Below are 17,517 nucleotides of genomic sequence, written 5' to 3' on the forward strand. Positions count from 1 at the left end.
CTTAGCGCTCCATGGCGGCGGCCAGCACGCGTTCGACACCATCCACGTAGGCGCGGATGGTGTACTGCCGGGTGACGATCGCTCGCCCTTGCTCGCCCAACTGACGACGGCGTTGCGGTTCGCTCAGCAGTTGCTGCATGGCCAGAGACAGGGCCTGGCTGTCGGCGTAGGGGACGAGCAGCCCGCTTTGCTGATCGTCCACCAACTCGCGCGACCCAACAACGTTGGACGCGATGGCGGGCTTGGCCAGCAACATGGCTTCGAGCAGGACCCGGGGCAGCCCCTCGCTCTGCGATGCCAACAGGCAGACATCCATCGCTGCGACGAAAGGCAGCGGAGCCGACTGGAAGCCGGTAAAGATCACCCGCTCGGCGATACCCAGTTGCTCGGCCAGTGCCTGCAACTCGGCTCGCTGCGGACCATCGCCCACCAGCAAGATGCGGAAAGGAGTCGCCGCCGCATTCAGTTTGCTGGCGGCTTCCAGGACATAACGGATGCCCTTGCGCTCGATCAGCGATCCCACCGCACCGAACACCACCTCCTGCTCGCCAATGCCATACCGACTGCGCACCGTCTGACCATCCGGCAGCGGCTGATCGGGATCGATGCCGTTGAATACCGGCAGGCATTTGGCCGGTTCGACTCCCGCTTTCAGCAAGGCATCGACCACGCCATTGGAGACACCGATGACCTTGCGCGCCACCCGGTTGACGAGCCGGGAAGTCGACGCATCCATCACCGGCTCGATACGACAGTGCTGCACTACCGGGATACCGGCAGTCTCGGCGGCAAGGTAGCCTTCGATATTCGAACGCGGCTGATTGTTCATGTAGAGCAGGTCGTAACCGCCCTGGCGCAGTTCGTGAACCAGCCGGTTGACGTTGGGACGGATGCGCCAGGCCTGCTCGACCCGGGCGACCCAGCGTTCGCGCGCCGGCCTGTGCCAGGCCAGCAGCCCTCGGCCCAGTTCCTTGGCGAGCTTCGCCCACAGCGGTTGACGTCGCTGCGGCAGCAGTTTGAGTTCGATGCCGATCTTGGCCAGCTCCCGGCCAAGGCTGCTGTCCTTGCCCTTGGGGTAGTCGTGATAGAACAGGCAGGTCACGTGGAAGCGCTGGCGGTCGATGCGCTTGAGCAGTTCGAACATGCTGTTGGTGCCGCCGCCCCACTCCTTGCCGGTATCCAGCAGCAGAATGCGTTTTGGTGTCATGTGATGCTCTCGGGGACCAGTCCCGCTCTGGCAGCCTGCTGCAGGCAGGCGTCGAAGACTTCACCCACGGTGATATTGTCCATACAGGGTGGCGCGGCGTAGTGACAGCGCTTGCCCAGGCAAGGGTCGCACGTGCGCCACTTCTGGATCACGATGTGGCACTCCAGATCCGCGCTCGGCCCCGAGCGGGACCAATGCGCGGCGGCGAACAGACCGACGATCGGCGTGCCGACCGCCAGTGCCAGATGCATGATGCCGGTGTCCGGCGTCACCAGCCAGGCAAAGCGCTGCGCCAGTGCCGGCATCTCCGCCAGCTTGACCGAGCCTGCCGTCACCGCCACCCGCTCATCGCCGATGGCCTGTGCCACCTGCTCGGCCAGGCCGCGCTCCTGCGGCGAGCCGGTAATCACGATCTGCAGTGCCGGATAGGCCGCCAACAATTGCCGTCCCAGTTCGGCATAACGCTCTGGCCGCCAGCGCCGGCTGGCGGTCGAGGCGCCGACCTGGAAGCCCACTACCGGTACGCCGTGGGCGATGCCGTGCTGGCGCGCCAGGAAATCGTCCACCGACCGGCGTGCGGCATCGCTCACCGGCATCACCATGTGGCGGTCGCTGCCCGTCGCCCCGGCGGCATGCGCGACCGCCAGGCGCTGATCGATGCCATGCGGGAAATCGTCCCAGCCCTTGACCGGCTCGGCATTGCTCAACAAAAAGCGGAAACGGTTGTTGTTGGGCCACTTGAAACGCCAGCGCGCCCCGCTCAGATAGGCCAGCGGGGTGGCCTGCGGCTCGTTGCCGTGCAGGATGGCGACCAGATCGAAACGCTCGCGGCGCAGCGCCCGTGCCAGGCGGAAGAAACGGCGGTAACCGCCGGGATAGGCGATGGTGCCGTCGATATCGGGATTGCTCGCGAACAAGCCCTGATAGGGCGCGTTGACCAGCAGCACGATGCGCGCCGCCGGATACGCCCGGCGCAGGCTGCGGATGGCCGGTGTCGACAGCAGCGTGTCGCCGATCGCCGTGGACGAGATGACCAGGATGCGGGCGATGGCCGGCGTCCCTAGTTCGGCGGGATCGGGGCGACGCCGGTCGAAGCGCCGGATCAGCCCGAGGCCATGCTCGAGCAGGGTTTCACGGATGCGGGTGCCCATCGTTACTTTCCACGCAAACGCACGTAGAGCCCACCGAGCAACGGCCGACGGTAAATGGCCATGCGGCGGGCAAACCAGCCGTCATCGGCCTCCTTGGTGACGATGCGTCCTATCCGCCACGGGTCGGTCGCCGTGGTATTGATATGCTTGTCGACGGTGTACAGATGGCGAAACCCGGCCGCCCGCGCCACGTCCAGATAATCGTCGTCGAAATAGCCCTGCGGCCAGCACAGGTGGTCGCTGGTGCCGCCCAGCCGTGCGGTCAGCGTGCGGCGCGAGGCGGCGAGATCTTCGGCCAGCCGGTCGCGCTTCTCGGCAGCGCTGGCGCACAGCTTGTCCCAGCGGGCATGGCTGTGGGTGTGGCTGTGGAATTCGAAGGTGCCGGCGGCGCGGGCCGCCTCGATCTCGCTCCAGCGCATCATCACGGCGTCCGCCCGGCCCTCGTCCACCGCGCGCTTGCAGGCCTTGTGGTCGGGCGTGTCGGGCAGGGGCTGACCGCTGGCAGCGTGCGGGCGTACCGCACCGTCGCCGATCCAGCCGGTAATGGTGAACAGCGTGGCGCGCTGGCCGAAGCGCTCCAGCACTGGATGGGCGTAGACCCAGTTGTCGAGGTAGCCATCGTCGAAGGTAACCAGCACGCTCTTGTCCGGGACCGGACGGCCGGCAAGAAAACCGGCGAAATCGTCGGCCGACAGGGTGGTCCAGCCGTGTTCGGCCAGCCAGCGCATCTGCGCTTCGAAGGTGGCCGGCGACACCGTCACCAGGCCCTTGTTGGGGCTGACGTGGTGGTACATCAGCACCGGCACGGCGCGGGCGGGCTTCATCGTGCCCTCCGTTCGGCCAGCAGACGGCGGTACAGCGCCAGCATGTCGCGGTTCATGGTGTCGACGTGGAACACCGACGACACCAGCTCGCGGCTGCGGCCGGCCATGCGGGCGCGCAGTGCGTCGTCGCCGAGCAGGCGGATCACTGCCGCCGCCAGGCTGGCTACGTCGTCCGGCTCGATCAGCAGACCGTTGTCGTCGTGACGCACCACCTCCGGTACGCCGTCGACGCGGGTGCCGATCACCGGCAGGCCCATCGCCATCGCCTCGATGAAGGAGGTGCCGAGCGCCTCCTGCTCGGTCGGCAGCAGGAACAGGTCGCAGCCGGCCAGCACGTTGGCGATATCGCGGCGCAGGCCCAGGAGATGGAAGCGCTCGCCCAATCCGGCGGCAGCGATCTGAGCCTTCAGGTTATCCATCTGCGGGCCGTCGCCGGCAAACACGAAATGCACGTCGGGGCAGGCGGCAAGGATGGCCGGCGCGGCCTCGACGATGCGGTGGTGGCCCTTCTTCTTGCGCAGGATGGCCACCGTGCCGACCAGCTTCGCCTCGTCCGGCAGCCCCAATTCGGCGCGCAGCGTGGAGGCGCCGTCCAGCGTCATCACCTCGGGATCGATGCCGGTGTAGACGGTGCCGATGCGCGGTTCCGGCACGCCCTCGCCCACCAGATAGCGACGCACCGACTCACTGACGCTGACCACGTGGTGCGGCAGCGTGGTGTAGGTAAAGCGCGAGGTGATCGGCAGCGCCAGATGGCGCGTACGCACCACCAGCCGCCCGGCAAGCCGACCCGCCAGGCCGCCCAGGATGCTGTCGCGGCCACTGTGGGTGTTGACCACGTCGACCCGCTCGCGGCGCATCAAGGCGGCCAGCTTGGCGACGGCGGCCAGATCGACGCCGTTGCGCATGCGCACCTCGAACACCTCGAAGCCGGCTTCGCGTGCCCGCACGGCGAACTTGGCGCCGGGCTGGCAAGCCAGGAGCAGGCGCTGGCCGAGCTTGCTAAGCCCGACCATCTCCTTGAAGGTGCGGTGTTCCTGGCCACCCCAGCCGAGCGAGGACTCGGTGTGCAATATCGTCAGCCGCTCAGCCATGCTGCGGCTCCTTGAACTGCATGCGATGCAGGTTGGCGTAGAGGCCGTCGTGTGCGATCAATTCTTCGTGGTTGCCCACTTCGGCTACCCGCCCCTGGTGCATCACCACGATGCGGTCGGCATTCTCGATGGTGGAGAGACGGTGGGCGATGACGATGGTGGTGCGGTTCTGCATCAGCCGCTCCAGCGCCGCCTGCACCAGCCGCTCGGATTGGGTATCGAGCGCGCTGGTGGCCTCGTCCAGGATCAGGATCGGCGCGTTCTTCAGCAGCGCGCGGGCGATGGCCAGGCGCTGGCGCTGGCCGCCGGACAGGCGCACGCCGTTCTCGCCGATCAGGGTGTCGAAGCCCTCCGGCATCGCTTCGATGAAGTCGAGCGCGTTGGCGGCGCGTGCCGCGGCGACGATCTCCTCGCGGCTGACCTCACCGATGCGGCCGTAGGCGATGTTGGCGGCCACGCTGTCGTTGAACAGCACCACGTCCTGGCTCACCAAGGCGATGTGGCTGCGCAGGCTGGCCAGTTCGATGTCGGCGAGCGGCACGCCGTCCAGGCTGATGCTGCCGGCGTCGGGGTCGTAAAAGCGCGGAATCAGGCTCACCAGCGTGGTCTTGCCGCTGCCGGAACTGCCCACCAGCGCCACCGTCTCGCCCGGCTTCACGTCCAGGCTCAGGTCGGCGATGGCGTCGCGCTCGGCGTGCGGATAGCGGAAGGTGACGTGGCGGAACGACAGCGCGCCGCGGGTTTCGGCCAACCTTTTCGTACCGTGGTCAGCTTCCGGCGCCTCGTCGAGGAAGCCGAACACGCTCTCGGCGGCCGCCAGGCCGCGCTGCAGCGACTGGCTGATGCTGGTGATGCGCTTGACCGGGGCGAACAGCATCAGCATCGCGGTGAGGAAGGACATGAAGTCGCCGGCGGTGAAGGCGCCGTGCTGCGCGCGCACCGTGGCGAAATAGAGGATCAGCGCCAGCGCCATCGAGATCACCAGCTGGGTGACGCCGGTGTTGAGCGAGGACATCGAGCTCTGCTTGACCGCGTTGTGGCGGATCGACTCGGCGGCGTGCTGGAAGCGCTCGGCCTCGTAAACCTGGCCACCGTAGATCTTGACCACGCGCTGACAGTCGATGGTCTCGCCCAGCACCTGGGTCAGCTGCGCCATATTGTGCTGGTTCTGGCGCGACAGCCCGCGCAGACGCTTGCCAACCACACGCACGATCAGCGTCACCAGCGGCAGCACCGCCAGACAGATCAGCGTCAGTTGCCAGTCGGTATACAACAGCAGACCCAACAGACCGAGCACGGTGATGCCGTCCTTGACCACCACGGTGATGATGTTGAAGCCGGCCTCGGTGACCTGGCTGACGTCGAAGGCGATGCGCGACAGCAACCGACCGGAGGGGTGGTCGTCGAAGTAGCGCACCGGCAGCTGCATCAGCTTGCCGAACATTTCCTCGCGCAGGCGCTGCACCAAGTGGCCGGACAAGTAGCTGGTGGCGTACTCGTTGATGTAGCTGGTCACCCCACGCACGATGAACAAGCCGACGATGGCGAGCGGCGTCCAGATCATCGCGGCGCTGTCCTTCTGGACGAAGCCGCCGTCGATCAGCGGCTTCATCAGCCGGGCGAACGCCGGCTCGGTGGCGGCAGCCACCACCATGGCCAGCAGGGAGGCGAGGAACACGCGCCAGTAGGAGCGCAAGTAACGCAGCAGCCGTTTGTACAGCGCGAGGCTGCCGATCTCTTTGGAATCCGCCATGCGGGTCGAGGTATCCAGTAAAAACAGCGGATTATACCGCGATGTGGGGGTCGGGGAGGAAACGTTGATAGACGTTAACCAATTGCCCGGCCATCGCGCTCAGCGTCAGCGGCTCGGCGGTGGCGCGCGCCGCGGCAGACAATGCCGGCCAGGTGGCCCGGCATGCCAGCCAAGCGCGTAGCGCGTCGACCAATGCGGCCTGGTCCAGCGCGTCGTGCACCCAGCCGTTGCGTCCCGGTTCGATCAGCTCGGCCGCACCGCAAGTGGTGGTGGTGAACAGTGGCAATCCACAGGCCAGCGCCTCGACGCAGACGTTGGGGAACGGATCGTACAAGGTCGGCAGGATGAAGGCGTCGGCCAGGCCATAGTAGGGTTTGACGTCCCCCTGGGCGCCGGTAAAACGTACCCGCCCGGCGATACCCAGTTCGCCGGCCAGGCGCTGGTAGCGTGCCGCGTGCTTGTCCTTGCCCACCACCACCAGGTGCACCCCGTCCAATGCCGCCACGGCGCGCAGCGCGCGCTCCACGCCCTTGCGCTCGAAACCGGAGCCGACGTAGAGCAGCGTCGGCGCCTCGGCAGGAATGGCGAGCTCGGCACGCAGCCGGGTGCGATGCTGCTCACGCAGGCGCGGGTGGAAGGCGTCGGTGTCGACGCCGTTGTAGATCACCGCCAGCTTGTCGTCGGGCAGGCCGAAATGCTGCTGGATCTCGCGCTTGATCAGCTGGGCGTTACAGATCACCAGCTTCAAACGCGGGTCGAGGAACATGCGCCGCTCGGCGGCGCAGACGTAGTGATGATAGGGGTTGAGCGTGAGCGCGCAGACGGACCAGCCGGACAAGGCGCGGCGGCGGTGCTGCAGCCAGGCGGCGTGCACGCCGTCACCAGCGCGGTAGATGTCGCAGCCGGGAATGCGCTCGTGCGACTGCACCAGCTCGAAGCCCTCGTGCTGCCACAGGCGGCGTGCGGCGTGAGCGAAACCCCAGTCACGCCAGACGTTGCCGAGGTAGAACGGGTCGGCGGTCAGCGCCGCAACGCCGTCGAGCTTCTCCCAACGCCGCGCGATCAGGCTGACTTCGAGCTCGCCGTTGGCCTGCAAGGCGGACAAAGCGCGGCTGACGAAACGCTCGGCACCGCCGGCAGGGTTGTACTTCTGACGGACAATGGCAAGCCGGGTCATGCGCTCACCTCCGCCAGCAGCTCGTCGATCGCTGCCAATGCCCGCTCGGGGCCGATCAGCGTCAGGCACTCGCTGATCTTGCCGCCGCCACAGCCGTCACGGCCACAGGGACGGCACGGCAGCGGCTCGGTGAGCAGGCGGTGCGGCACCCGCCATGGTCCCCACTCGATGTCGCCGGACGGGCCGAACAAGGCCACGGTCGGGGTCTGCAGGGCCGCCGCCATGTGCATCGGCACCGAATCCATGCCGACGAACAGGCGCGCCTGGCCGATCACCGCTGCCAGCTCCTTCAGCGTCAGCTGCCCGGCGAGGCTCGCCACCGGCCGTGCCAGCCGCTGCTGGATCTGTTCGAGCATCGCCAGTTCGGCCTGGTCCGGCGCGGCGGTCAGCAACACCTGCTCGCCGCGTGCGGTCAGCGCGTCGATCAGCGCGGCCATATGCTCCACCGGCCAGGTCTTGAACAACCAGCGCGAGGTCGGGTGGATCAAGATGTAACCGCCTGGCTGCAAGCCCAGTGCAGCCAGCTTGGCGGCGGCCAGCGCTTCGGCGTTGGCGCCGGGCACCAACGTCAGCGCGCGTTGGTCCGCCGCCGGCTGAATGCCGATCCGGCGCAGGGCATCCAGGTGCAGTTCGACGGTATGGCGGCGGTTGCCGGCCACCACCGGGTAACGGTGCGTGAAACTCCTGGCGAAGAACTTGCCATAGTCGCCGCTGCGCGCCACCGCCCAACGCGGCTTGAGCAGCCGCGTCAGCCAAGCGCCGCGCTTGTGCTCCGTCAGATGCACCACGAGATCATAGCGCCGCGCCTTGAGGCGGGCGAGCAGCGCCAGTTCGGCCTTGAGCTGGCCGACGACCCCAAGCCGCTTCCACTGGCGGTCGATGGTGAACACCTGGCTGACGGCGGGGTGCTGCGTGATCATGTCGCGCGTGTCGTGGTAGAGCAGCGCGTCGAGTTCGGCGTGTGGGGCGTGTTGCTGCAGCACCGAGAACACCGGCGAGGTCAGCAGCACGTCGCCGTGATGGCGCAGCTTGATGACCAGCACCCGCTTCACGGCGGCAAGATCGATGGCGTCCTTGAGCATAAGAAAAACAGCCGGCAGTCGGGCCCTTGAAATACGCCGACGCCGCCGTTGCACGAAAACCGGCACGGCGACGTCGGAACAGAGATGGAAGCCGGGCGGAACCCTCACGTCGGCAAACGCGGCCCCGCCAGAGCGGTACGACTAGATGGCCGGCTCGGCGTTCAGTTGTTGTAGCAGGTCGGCAATCTTATCAGGGTCTTCGCTTCGGAGCATGCGTCCGACCAGCGGCGCAATCTGGTCGAGGTGGGTCTTGAGCACGATGTCCTTGACCGACAGCAGGTTGGCCGGGTGCATCGAGAACTTGCGCAACCCCATGCCCAGCAACAGCCTCGTCAAGCGCGGATCGCCCGCCATCTCGCCGCACACCGAGACCGGCGTGCCGGCCTTGCCTGCGGTGCGCAGCGTGTGCAGGATCAGCTTGATCACCGCCGGGTGCACCGGGTCGTAGAGGTGGCTCACCGAGTCGTCGTTGCGGTCGATCGCCAGCGTGTACTGGATCAGGTCGTTGGTGCCGATGGACAGGAAGTCCACGTGCTTGAGGAAGCTGCCCACCACCAGCGCCGCCGACGGCACTTCGATCATCACGCCCACCGACACGTTCTCGGCGTAGGCGATGCCCTCGTCGCGCAGTTCCTCGCGTGCGTATTCCAGCTGCGCCAACGCCTGCTTCAGCTCGTGCAGCGAGTTGACCATCGGGAACAGGATCTGCAGCTTGCCGAACATCGAGGCGCGCAGCAGCGCCCTCAACTGGGCGCGGAACAGCAAGGGCTCGGCCAAGCACAGGCGGATGCCGGTCAGCCCCAGCGCCGGGTTGTCGGCCACGCCGTGGTTGAGCCAGCGCGGGTTCTTGTCGGCGCCGAGGTCCATGGTGCGGATGGTGACCGGCAGCCCCTTCATGTTCTCGGCCACCTTGCGGTAGGCCTCGAACTGCTCGTCCTCGGACGGCAGCGTGTCGCGGCCGAGGAACAGGAACTCGCTGCGGAACAGGCCGACGCCGACCGCGCCGGCGGCCAGCACGCCCTCCACGTCCTGCGGCAGCTCGATATTGGCCAACAGGTCGATCGGGGTGCCGTCCAGGGTCTTGGCGTTGGACTTGCGGATCGACGACAGCTTGCGCCGGGCATCGCGCCAGGCGCGCTGGCGGCGGCGGTACTCGCTCAGCACCACCTCGTCCGGATTGATGATGATGACGCCGCTCTGGCCGTCGACGACGATCATTTCCTCTTCGCGGATCAGTTCGCGCGCGTGGTGCAGCGCGATCACCGACGGCAGGTCGAGGCTGCGGCCGAGGATGGCGGTATGCGAAGTGGTGCCGCCGACGTCGGTGACGAAGGCGGCGAAGCTGGAGTCCTTGAAGTACACCATGTCGGCAGGCGACAGGTCGTGCGCGACCAGGATCACGTCGTCGTCGAATTCCTCGGGCGGCGCGGCCAGCGACGAGGCCTCGCCCTTGAGGTTCTTGAAGATCCGCTCGACCACCTGCAGCACGTCGTGCTTGCGCTCGCGTAGGTACTCTTCCTCGATCGCTTCGAACTGCTCGACCAACGCGTCGCACTGCAGCTTGAGCGCCCATTCGGCGTTGCAGCGCTGGGTGGCGATGATGTCGCGCGGTTCGCGCGAGATCGAGACGTCGCCCAGCAGCATGATGTGCAGCGACAGGAAGGCACCCAGTTCCGCCGGAGCGTTCTCCGGGATGCTGCCCCACAGCATCTCCAGTTCCTTGCGGGTGGCCTTGATCGCCTCGTCGAAGCGGGCGATTTCCGCCGGCACCTCGTCCGCCACCAGCACGTAGTGGGTCACGTCGTCCATGCTGCGGGACATCAGGTGGGCCCGCCCGATGGCCACCCCACCGCCGATGGCGACGCCGTGCATGATGATGCTCATGTCCCCGTCCCTCCGTTAGCCGGCAGTTATCACTCTGCCTCGTCAAAGCGGTTGTTGATCAACTCCACCAGCGCGGCCAGCGCGGCCTGCTCGTCGTCGCCCGACACCTCCAGCAGCACGGTCGACCCCTTGGCGGCGGCCAGCATCATCACCCCCATGATGCTCTTGCCGTTGACACGCCGGCCGTTGCGGGAAATCCAGACCTCGCTCTTGAAACGGCTGGAGGTCTGGGTGAACTTGCTGGAAGCGCGCGCGTGCAGGCCAAGCTTGTTGATGATTTCAACCTCTGATTTAAGCATTTGCCTCCCCGGCAATAATATTGATCACGCCTTCCAGCCCCCCGGTCACGGCCTTCTTGACCACCAGATCCAGCGGCTGGCTGCTGTAACACAGTGCCCGCACCAACATCGGCAGGCTGACGCCGGCGATGGCTTCGACCCGGCCGCTGTCGACCAGGCGGCTGGCGATATTGGACGGCGTGCCGCCGTACATGTCGGTCAGCACCAGCATGCCCTCGCCCTGGTCGAGCTGCCGGATCAACATCTGGGCCTCGGCCAGCTTGCGGTCCGGATCGTCGTTCTTGTCCACCGCCATGGTCGCCAGGTTGTCCGGGTTGCGTCCCAGAATGTGCCGGGCACAGTCAGCCAGGCTGTCCCCCAGCGCGCCATGAGAAATAATCAGTATGCCAACCATGTCTATACCAGTTTCCCGCAACCGCCATCCAATGCGGAGAGTCCTTGTTTTTAAAATCAATTTTCAATTATAACAGGCTCGCTTTCGATACGGCGGTACCAACTGAGGGTTTCGGCCAACTTCACCACTTCGCCGATGATGATCAGCGCCGGCGATTGCACGCCATGGCGGGCGATCACGTCCGGCAGGCTGGCCAGCGTGCCGGTGACGGTCCGCTGGCGCGCGGTGGTCGCCCACTCGACCACCGCCGCCGGCGTGCCGGCCGGCTTGCCGTGGGTGATGAACGCCTCGCACAGCTCGCGCGCGGTGGCGACGCCCATGTACACCACCACGGTCTGCTCGGGCCGGGTCAGCGCCGGCCAATCCAGTTCGATGCTGTCGTCCTTGCGGTGGCCGGTGACGAACACCACCGACTGCGCGTAATCGCGGTGGGTCAGCGGGATACCGGCGTAGGCCGCCGCGCCGCTGGCCGAGGTGATGCCCGGCACCACCTCGAACGGAATGCCGTGCGCCGCCAGCGTCTCGATCTCCTCGCCGCCGCGGCCGAAGGTGAACGGGTCGCCGCCCTTGAGCCGCACCACGCGCCGCCCGGCTTGCGCCAGCCGCACCATCAGCTGGTTGATGTCCTCCTGCGGCAAAGCGTGGTTGGCACGCGCCTTGCCGACGTAGATGCGCTCGGCATCGCGCCGCACCAGTTCCAGCAATTCCGGCGCCACCAGCTTGTCGTACAGCACCACGTCGGCCTGCTGCATCAGGCGCAGCGCGCGGAAGGTCAGCAGGTCGGGGTTGCCCGGCCCGGCGCCCACCAGGTAGACCGCGCCGGTCGGACGATCCTCGGCGGCGGCCAGCCGCTTTTCCATCTCGGCACAGGCCGCCTCGTCGTTGCCCTGCATCACCGCGTCGGCCAGCGGGCCTTCCAGCACCGACTCCCAGAAGATGCGCCGGGTCTCCACGTCGGTAAAGCGCGCCTTGACCCGGTCGCGGAAGCGTGCGGCGAAGCCGGCCAGCCGGCCGAAACCAGCGGGGATCAGGCTTTCCAGCCGGGCGCGCAGCAAACGCGCCAGCACCGGCACACCGCCGCCGGTGGAGAGCGCGATCACCAGCGGCGAGCGGTCGACGATCGCCGGGGTGATGTAGCTCGAGATGTCCGGGTCGTCCACCACGTTGACCGGGATGCCCTGCACGCGGCCGGCTTCCGCCACCGCCAGGTTGACGCGGCGGTCGTCGGTGGCGGCCACCACCAGGCGCATGCCGGCCAGCTGTTCGCCGCTGAAACGGCCCGCCACGTGACGGACATCGCCCGCACCGGCCATGGCCTGCAGTTCGGCCACCAGATCCGGCGCCACCACGGTCACGTCGGCCCCTGCCGAGCGCAACAGGCGCACCTTGCGCAAGGCGACCTCTCCGCCCCCCACCACCAAGCAGGGCTCGCCGCGCAATTTCATAAAGATCGGAAAGTAATCCATTCAGGCGGCTCCCATCAATGCCCCAAGCATACTGCAATTGTTGTAAAAAAACGACGACCCGTGGAACTCATCCGGAGCGGCACAGGACGTCCTATGATACTGGAAGAGACCGACCGCCACGCAGAGGCCCGCTTGACACCCGCTCCCCCATGCTGTCCCGACGGAGCGCCGCCCGTATCCGCAGCGCCCCTTCCCCTTGCTCTGCCCGGAAGTCGCCGCAGATGCCGTCACCTGCCTGGTTGCTGATACTGGCCCTGCTGGCGGGCGTGGCGCTGGGGGCCTACGCCGCGAGCCGGCATCGGCGATACCGCGAACGACTGCGCCGGCAACAGGCCTGCGACGCCGTCGAGTCCCCTTGCCTGCTGTTGCACCCGGATGGCCGCATCGACCGAGCCAACGCAGTCGCCCGCGCCCTGCTCGGCACATCGCCCACCCACCTCGACGATCTGGCCCTGCCGGCCGAGATCCGCTGCTGGCTGAGCGAACGCGGGCGTGGCGGCAGCGAATCCCGCCGCTGCGAACTGAATCTTCCTTCCGCCCCGCCGCTACAGTTGCAGCTGGAAAAACGCCACGCCGACTTCGACTTCGACGGCGACGAGCGGAACTTCACCTGGCTGCTGCTGCACGACGTGAGCCGCCAGCTCGACGACGAGCGCGGTCAGCAGCTGTGGCGGGAGGCTTTGCAAGATTCGCGCCTGGCACTGTTCGAATATCGCTTGGCGACGCGCCGGGTACAAGGCCGGGTGCCTGCCGAGGACAATGTACTCGGGCTGCCGCCGGGCTGGGTCGACATCGGTTTCGACAGCTGGCTCGAGCGGGTGCATCCGGACGACCGCGACGCGTTGCGCACCATGCTGGAGCACCCCGAGCAACTCGCCGGCGGCTCGGCCTACCTCGAATTCCGTTTCCGTCACGGCCACGGCCACTGGGAGTGGCTGGAACAACGCGCCCAGCTGCGCCACGAAGAGGGCCGCATCAGCGCCATCGTCGGCCTGTGCCAGTCGATCACCTCGCGCAAGCATGCCGAGACCGAGCTGCTGCGGCGCGAACAGGTGTTCCGCACCCTGGTGGAAAACGCCGACGACGTCATTGCCCGCTATGACCTGAACCTGTGCTGCCAGTTCATCAACCGCAGCATCACCCGCTACCTGCCGCTGCCGCGTCACGAACACCTGGGCAAGACGCTGCGCCAGCAGGGCTGGCCGCAGACGGCGCTGGACACGCTGGAGCCCGCCTTCCTGTCGGTGCTGGCGCGGCACGAGGCGCGCCATCTCGAAGTGGAGCTCGACGTCTTCGGCAAGGCGGCCACCTTCAGCGTCCACCTGATACCCGAGCTGGGCGCCCACGGCGAACTGGTGTCGATCCTGGCGATCGGGCGCGAGATCACCGAACTGCGTCTCGGCTCGCGGCTGTTGGCCGACGAGAACGCCGTGATGGAGATGATTGCCAACAACCAGCCGCTGGACGACATCCTGGCCCGGCTGTGCCGGCTGCTGGAGGCGCAGCGGCCGCAGGCGGTATGCTCGATCATGCTGCTCAACGAGCAGAAGACCGAGCTCAATCTGGCGGCGGGGCCGTCGCTGCCGGCGAGCTTCAGCAGCTTCCTGCACGGGCTTTCCATCGGCCCCGAGGCCGGCTCCTGCGGCACGGCGGCGTTCACCGGCCAGCAGGTGGTGGTCAGCGACATCGCCCACGATCCGCGCTGGGAAAGCTACCGCTACCTCGCGCTGCCGCACGGCCTGCGCTCGTGCTGGTCGACGCCGATCTATTCCAGCAACCGGGAAATCCTCGGGGTGTTCGCCATCTACTACCCCACCCCGCGCAATCCGGGCAAGGCCGAGATGCGCCTGGCCGACCGCTGCACGCATCTGGCGTCGATCGCGCTGGAGCGCGACCGCCACGAGAAACAACTGTATTTCCTGGCGACGCGCGACGGCCTGACCGGGCTGCTCAACCGCCGCTCGTTCATGGAGGTCGGCGAGGCCGAAGTGCTGCGCAGCAAGCGCTACGGGCACGAACTGTCGATCATGATGATGGACCTCGACCACTTCAAGAACATCAACGACCAGCACGGCCACGCCACCGGCGACCAGGTGCTGCAGCATTTCGCCGCACTATGCGGCAACACCTTCCGCCACGCCGACATCATCGGCCGGGTGGGCGGCGAAGAGTTCGGCGTGCTGCTGCCCTTCACCACGCTGGCCGAGGCCGGCATCCTGGCCGAACGCCTGCGCGCCGAAGTCGACGGCAGCGCGGTGATGGCGTGCGGCGTCGCGGTGCACTACACCGTCAGCATCGGCATCTCCACGGTCAGCCCGGACGACAAGGACATCGACGCGCCGCTCAGCCGCGCCGACACCCTGCTCTATCAGGCCAAGACGCTGGGGCGCAACCGCATCCGCTTCGACGACGACCCGCCGCCGCTGCCGCTGGCGGGGTAGAATGGCGGCTTTGCCCTCCCTCGTTCCCATCGTGACCCGCTGGCACACCGCTTACCTGCCCCACCCCCTGTACGCCCCGCTGCGCCCCTTCGTGCCGCTCGCCGGCAACGACGACTGGCCGGCCCAGGCCGACTACGACCGGCTGCTCGAACGCGCGCGCGCCGCCGGCAGCGCCGTGCCGTGCGGGCTGCGCTTCGTCTGCGATCTGGAACCGGAGGATTATTACGAGCTGCACATCGCCCAAAGCGGCGAGGTGCCGACGCGCCACGGCAACTGGCACGACTGGTTCAACGCGCTGGCGTGGCTGGCGTGGCCGCACGGCAAGGCGGCGCTCAACGCGCGCCACGCCCGCGCCATCGCGCGCGGCGAGGTGCGGCGCGGCCCGCTGCGCGACGCCGCGACCCTGCTGGACGAATGCGGCGTGGTCGTCGCCAGCGCCGACCACGCGCTGACGGGGGCGCTGGACGATATGCGCTGGCACGAGCTGTTCGTGGCGCGGCGCCGCGACTGGGGGCGGCGCATCGGTGCCTTCACGCTCGGTCACGCGCTGTTCGAAACCGGCCTCGAACCGCACCTGGGCTGGTGCGGCAAGGCGCTGGTGCTGGCCGTGGACGAGGCGTTCTTCGACCTGCCCTACGAACGACAGCTGGCCGCGCTCGACCAACGTCTGGCCACGGCACTGGCCGACGACGACTGGCTCGCGCGGCCGCGCGAGCTGTGGCCGCTGCCGCTGCTGGGGATACCCGGCTGGTGGCCGGCCAACGAGGACCCGGCGTTCTACGCCAACACCGACTACTTCCGCCCGACGCGGCGCGCGAAGTCGGCCAGTGTTTCCTGATCGAGCCGGATGAGCGCCGGCGCCAGCAGCTCGTCGAGCCCCTGGCCGATATCGTCGTCGCGCCCGACGTCGGAACGATAGACGAAGGCCTGGAACAGTTCGGCCAAGGAGATCGCCTCCAGCTTCTTCATCAGCACCCAGCCGTCGCCCTGGCCGCGCTGGGCGTAGCCCATGCGCGCCAGCTTGTCGAGCACCAGCCCGAGCTCGTCGTAACCGACGCGCACCTCGCGCCGCAGCTCCACCGGCGTCAGCGCCACGCCGTCCCGCTGCGCGCCGTCGAGCAACAGCAGCACCTCCAGCGCATCGAGGAAGCGTCGCCGCGGCTCGAAACGGCGGCGCCAGGCCTCGCCCTCCCAGTACGACAGCGAGGCGGTGAACACCGCGCCGGTCAGCACTACCAGCCACAGGCAGTACACCCACAACAGCAGGATCGGGATGCTGGCGAAGGCGCCGTACACCAGCTTGTACGACGCCACCTCGCCGATGTAGAAGCCGAACACCGCCTTGGTCGTTTCCAGCAGCAGGGCGGTGGCGAGCGCGCCCCACAGCGCGTGGCGGTAGGGCACGAAGCGGTTCGGCACCACGCGGTACAGCAGGGACAGCACCAGCGTGGTCAGGAAAATGCTGCCGCCGCGCTGCAGCAGCTCGTCCAGCAGCCGCGAATAGCGCTCGAAATGCGTCGCCTTGAGCAGCCAATGCCAGCCGATCAGGCCGCCACCGAAGGCGATCGGTCCCAGCGTCAGCACGCTCCAGTACACCATGCCCTGCTGCAGCCAGGGACGGCTGCGGCGCACACTCCAGATGGCGTTGAAGGTGCGCTCGATGGTGGCCATCAGCATCAGCGAGGTCAGTCCGAGCATGACGATGCCGGCGGCAGTCAGCTTCTCGGCGTTGTCGGCGAACTGGCGCATGTAGACCGTGATCACCTTGCCGGCGAACTCCGGCACCAGCGTCGACAGCAGCATCACCTTGAAGCGCGCGCTGTAGTCGGCGAACACCGGAAACGCCGCCACCACCGTCAGCACGATGGTCAACAGCGGCACCAGCGCCAAGAGCGTGGTGAAGGTCAGGCTGCCGGCCACCTGCAGCACGCGGTGCGAGCCCACGCGGCAGGCCAGGAAGCGGGCGAAGCCGCGGTAGGGTTCAAGTCGGTTGGCAAAACACATGAATGGATTTCGGAATATCGGAACAAGGCACCAGAGACAGCCCGAGGCGGCGGAAAATTCCGCCCGGCGCGGCAAAGCGGCCGAATTGCACTAAGATTGGCGCTATCCCTCCATGGTAACGATTCGGACGACGATATGCAGGACATTCTGGTTCTCTACTACAGCCAGCACGGCGCCACACGCGAGCTGGCCCGGCTGATCGCGCGCGGCATCGAGAGCGTGCCCGGCTGCCAGGCGCGGCTGCGCACCGTGCCCAAGGTGTCGGCGGTGTGCGAGGCGACCGAGCCCGCGGTACCGGACGCCGGCGCCCCCTACGCCGAACGGCGCGACCTCGCCGAATGCATCGGCCTGGCGCTGGGCAGCCCGACCCGCTTCGGCAACATGGCGGCAGCGATGAAATATTTCCTCGACGGCACCAGCGCCGAGTGGATGGCGGGCACCCTGGCCGGCAAGCCGGCCTGCCTGTTCACCACCTCGGCCAGCATGCACGGCGGCCAGGAATCGACGCTGCTGTCGATGATGCTGCCGCTGCTGCACCACGGCATGCTGGTCCTCGGCCTGCCCTACACCGAGCCGGCGCTGTCCATCACCCAGAGTGGCGGCACGCCGTACGGCGTCAGCCACGTGGCCGGCCTCAACAACGACCGGCGCATCAGCGAGGACGAGAAGACCCTGGCCATCGCCCAAGGCAAGCGCTTGGCCGAGGCGGCGCTGAAGCTCGCCGCCGGACGCGGCTGAACT

15 protein-coding genes are annotated in these 17,517 nt (G+C 67.5%); 3 read left to right on the forward strand and 12 right to left on the reverse strand.

Annotated features, from left to right (window positions below):
* Window position 1: 1 nt before the first annotated feature.
* The 11 genes from PSEMAI1_RS0118160 to cysG all read right to left on the reverse strand — a co-directional run bounded on the left by PSEMAI1_RS0118160 (window position 2) and on the right by cysG (window position 12,331).
* Entirely contained in the window at window positions 2-1,207 is a 1,206-nt protein-coding gene (locus tag PSEMAI1_RS0118160) for a glycosyltransferase (protein ID WP_024304237.1), read from the reverse strand.
* Window positions 1,204-2,358 carry a glycosyltransferase family 9 protein gene (locus tag PSEMAI1_RS0118165; RefSeq protein WP_024304238.1) on the reverse strand — a complete coding sequence of 385 codons (1,155 nt, stop codon included), beginning with the start codon at window positions 2,356-2,358 and terminating at the stop codon, window positions 1,204-1,206. The genes PSEMAI1_RS0118160 and PSEMAI1_RS0118165 overlap by 4 nt, the downstream gene beginning before the upstream one ends.
* A 2-nt stretch (window positions 2,359-2,360) precedes the next feature.
* On the reverse strand, window positions 2,361-3,182 hold the full coding sequence (locus PSEMAI1_RS0118170; protein ID WP_024304239.1) for a polysaccharide deacetylase family protein: 822 nt from the start codon (window positions 3,180-3,182) through the stop codon (window positions 2,361-2,363).
* A complete protein-coding gene (locus tag PSEMAI1_RS0118175) occupies window positions 3,179-4,276 on the reverse strand; it encodes a glycosyltransferase family 4 protein (RefSeq protein ID WP_024304240.1) in 1,098 nt (365 codons plus the stop codon). Before PSEMAI1_RS0118175 ends, PSEMAI1_RS0118170 begins: the two co-directional genes overlap by 4 nt.
* Window positions 4,269-6,029, reverse strand: coding sequence for a lipid A export permease/ATP-binding protein MsbA (gene msbA, locus PSEMAI1_RS0118180; protein WP_024304241.1), 1,761 nt, complete (start codon window positions 6,027-6,029; stop codon window positions 4,269-4,271). Before msbA ends, PSEMAI1_RS0118175 begins: the two co-directional genes overlap by 8 nt.
* 31 nt (window positions 6,030-6,060) lie before the next feature.
* Window positions 6,061-7,206 carry a glycosyltransferase family 4 protein gene (locus PSEMAI1_RS0118185; protein ID WP_024304242.1) on the reverse strand — a complete coding sequence of 382 codons (1,146 nt, stop codon included), beginning with the start codon at window positions 7,204-7,206 and terminating at the stop codon, window positions 6,061-6,063.
* Window positions 7,203-8,288 carry a putative lipopolysaccharide heptosyltransferase III gene (rfaQ, locus tag PSEMAI1_RS0118190; RefSeq protein WP_024304243.1) on the reverse strand — a complete coding sequence of 362 codons (1,086 nt, stop codon included), beginning with the start codon at window positions 8,286-8,288 and terminating at the stop codon, window positions 7,203-7,205. Before rfaQ ends, PSEMAI1_RS0118185 begins: the two co-directional genes overlap by 4 nt.
* Before the next feature lie 141 nt (window positions 8,289-8,429).
* Window positions 8,430-10,172, reverse strand: a complete 1,743-nt coding sequence (gene ptsP, locus PSEMAI1_RS0118195; protein WP_024304244.1) for a phosphoenolpyruvate--protein phosphotransferase — start codon at window positions 10,170-10,172, stop codon at window positions 8,430-8,432.
* Between the two features lie 29 nt (window positions 10,173-10,201).
* Window positions 10,202-10,471 carry an HPr family phosphocarrier protein gene (locus tag PSEMAI1_RS0118200; protein ID WP_024304245.1) on the reverse strand — a complete coding sequence of 90 codons (270 nt, stop codon included), beginning with the start codon at window positions 10,469-10,471 and terminating at the stop codon, window positions 10,202-10,204.
* The gene (locus PSEMAI1_RS0118205) at window positions 10,464-10,865 is read right to left on the reverse strand and encodes a PTS sugar transporter subunit IIA (RefSeq protein ID WP_024304246.1); all 402 of its coding nucleotides are present in this window, start codon (window positions 10,863-10,865) and stop codon (window positions 10,464-10,466) included. The genes PSEMAI1_RS0118200 and PSEMAI1_RS0118205 overlap by 8 nt, the downstream gene beginning before the upstream one ends.
* 56 nt (window positions 10,866-10,921) lie before the next feature.
* Window positions 10,922-12,331, reverse strand: coding sequence for a siroheme synthase CysG (cysG, locus tag PSEMAI1_RS0118210; protein ID WP_024304247.1), 1,410 nt, complete (start codon window positions 12,329-12,331; stop codon window positions 10,922-10,924).
* Window positions 12,332-12,552: 221 nt separating this feature from the next.
* Here cysG and PSEMAI1_RS0118215 point away from each other — a divergent pair, with 221 nt between their 5' ends.
* Window positions 12,553-14,772, forward strand: a complete 2,220-nt coding sequence (locus PSEMAI1_RS0118215; protein ID WP_024304248.1) for a diguanylate cyclase — start codon at window positions 12,553-12,555, stop codon at window positions 14,770-14,772.
* A 1-nt stretch (window position 14,773) separates the two neighbouring features.
* A complete protein-coding gene (locus PSEMAI1_RS0118220) occupies window positions 14,774-15,610 on the forward strand; it encodes a DUF3025 domain-containing protein (RefSeq protein WP_232219948.1) in 837 nt (278 codons plus the stop codon).
* On the opposite strand, the gene PSEMAI1_RS0118225 is transcribed toward PSEMAI1_RS0118220, so the two are convergent.
* Window positions 15,565-16,776 carry a YihY family inner membrane protein gene (locus PSEMAI1_RS0118225; RefSeq protein WP_024304250.1) on the reverse strand — a complete coding sequence of 404 codons (1,212 nt, stop codon included), beginning with the start codon at window positions 16,774-16,776 and terminating at the stop codon, window positions 15,565-15,567. The genes PSEMAI1_RS0118220 and PSEMAI1_RS0118225 overlap by 46 nt on opposite strands.
* Before the next feature lie 135 nt (window positions 16,777-16,911).
* Between PSEMAI1_RS0118225 and wrbA the strand changes: the two genes are divergently transcribed.
* Window positions 16,912-17,514, forward strand: a complete 603-nt coding sequence (wrbA, locus tag PSEMAI1_RS0118230; protein WP_024304251.1) for an NAD(P)H:quinone oxidoreductase — start codon at window positions 16,912-16,914, stop codon at window positions 17,512-17,514.
* Window positions 17,515-17,517: the final 3 nt, after the last annotated feature.

Source organism: Pseudogulbenkiania sp. MAI-1 (assembly GCF_000527175.1).
In the GTDB taxonomy this organism is placed as follows: domain Bacteria; phylum Pseudomonadota; class Gammaproteobacteria; order Burkholderiales; family Chromobacteriaceae; genus Pseudogulbenkiania.

Excerpts from the sequence above, each read along its gene's own strand:
- msbA (WP_024304241.1), bottom strand. The coding sequence starts at position 6,029 with ATGGCGGATTCCAAAGAGATCGGCAGCCTCGCGCTGTACAAACGGCTG.
- PSEMAI1_RS0118165 (WP_024304238.1), bottom strand. The coding sequence starts at position 2,358 with ATGGGCACCCGCATCCGTGAAACCCTGCTCGAGCATGGCCTCGGGCTG.
- PSEMAI1_RS0118220 (WP_232219948.1), top strand. The coding sequence starts at position 14,774 with ATGGCGGCTTTGCCCTCCCTCGTTCCCATCGTGACCCGCTGGCACACC.
- PSEMAI1_RS0118160 (WP_024304237.1), bottom strand. The coding sequence starts at position 1,207 with ATGACACCAAAACGCATTCTGCTGCTGGATACCGGCAAGGAGTGGGGC.
- wrbA (WP_024304251.1), top strand. The coding sequence starts at position 16,912 with ATGCAGGACATTCTGGTTCTCTACTACAGCCAGCACGGCGCCACACGC.
- PSEMAI1_RS0118170 (WP_024304239.1), bottom strand. The coding sequence starts at position 3,182 with ATGAAGCCCGCCCGCGCCGTGCCGGTGCTGATGTACCACCACGTCAGC.
- cysG (WP_024304247.1), bottom strand. The coding sequence starts at position 12,331 with ATGGATTACTTTCCGATCTTTATGAAATTGCGCGGCGAGCCCTGCTTG.
- PSEMAI1_RS0118175 (WP_024304240.1), bottom strand. The coding sequence starts at position 4,276 with ATGGCTGAGCGGCTGACGATATTGCACACCGAGTCCTCGCTCGGCTGG.
- PSEMAI1_RS0118205 (WP_024304246.1), bottom strand. The coding sequence starts at position 10,865 with ATGGTTGGCATACTGATTATTTCTCATGGCGCGCTGGGGGACAGCCTG.
- PSEMAI1_RS0118225 (WP_024304250.1), bottom strand. The coding sequence starts at position 16,776 with ATGTGTTTTGCCAACCGACTTGAACCCTACCGCGGCTTCGCCCGCTTC.
- ptsP (WP_024304244.1), bottom strand. The coding sequence starts at position 10,172 with ATGAGCATCATCATGCACGGCGTCGCCATCGGCGGTGGGGTGGCCATC.
- PSEMAI1_RS0118215 (WP_024304248.1), top strand. The coding sequence starts at position 12,553 with ATGCCGTCACCTGCCTGGTTGCTGATACTGGCCCTGCTGGCGGGCGTG.
- rfaQ (WP_024304243.1), bottom strand. The coding sequence starts at position 8,288 with ATGCTCAAGGACGCCATCGATCTTGCCGCCGTGAAGCGGGTGCTGGTC.
- PSEMAI1_RS0118200 (WP_024304245.1), bottom strand. The coding sequence starts at position 10,471 with ATGCTTAAATCAGAGGTTGAAATCATCAACAAGCTTGGCCTGCACGCG.
- PSEMAI1_RS0118185 (WP_024304242.1), bottom strand. The coding sequence starts at position 7,206 with ATGACCCGGCTTGCCATTGTCCGTCAGAAGTACAACCCTGCCGGCGGT.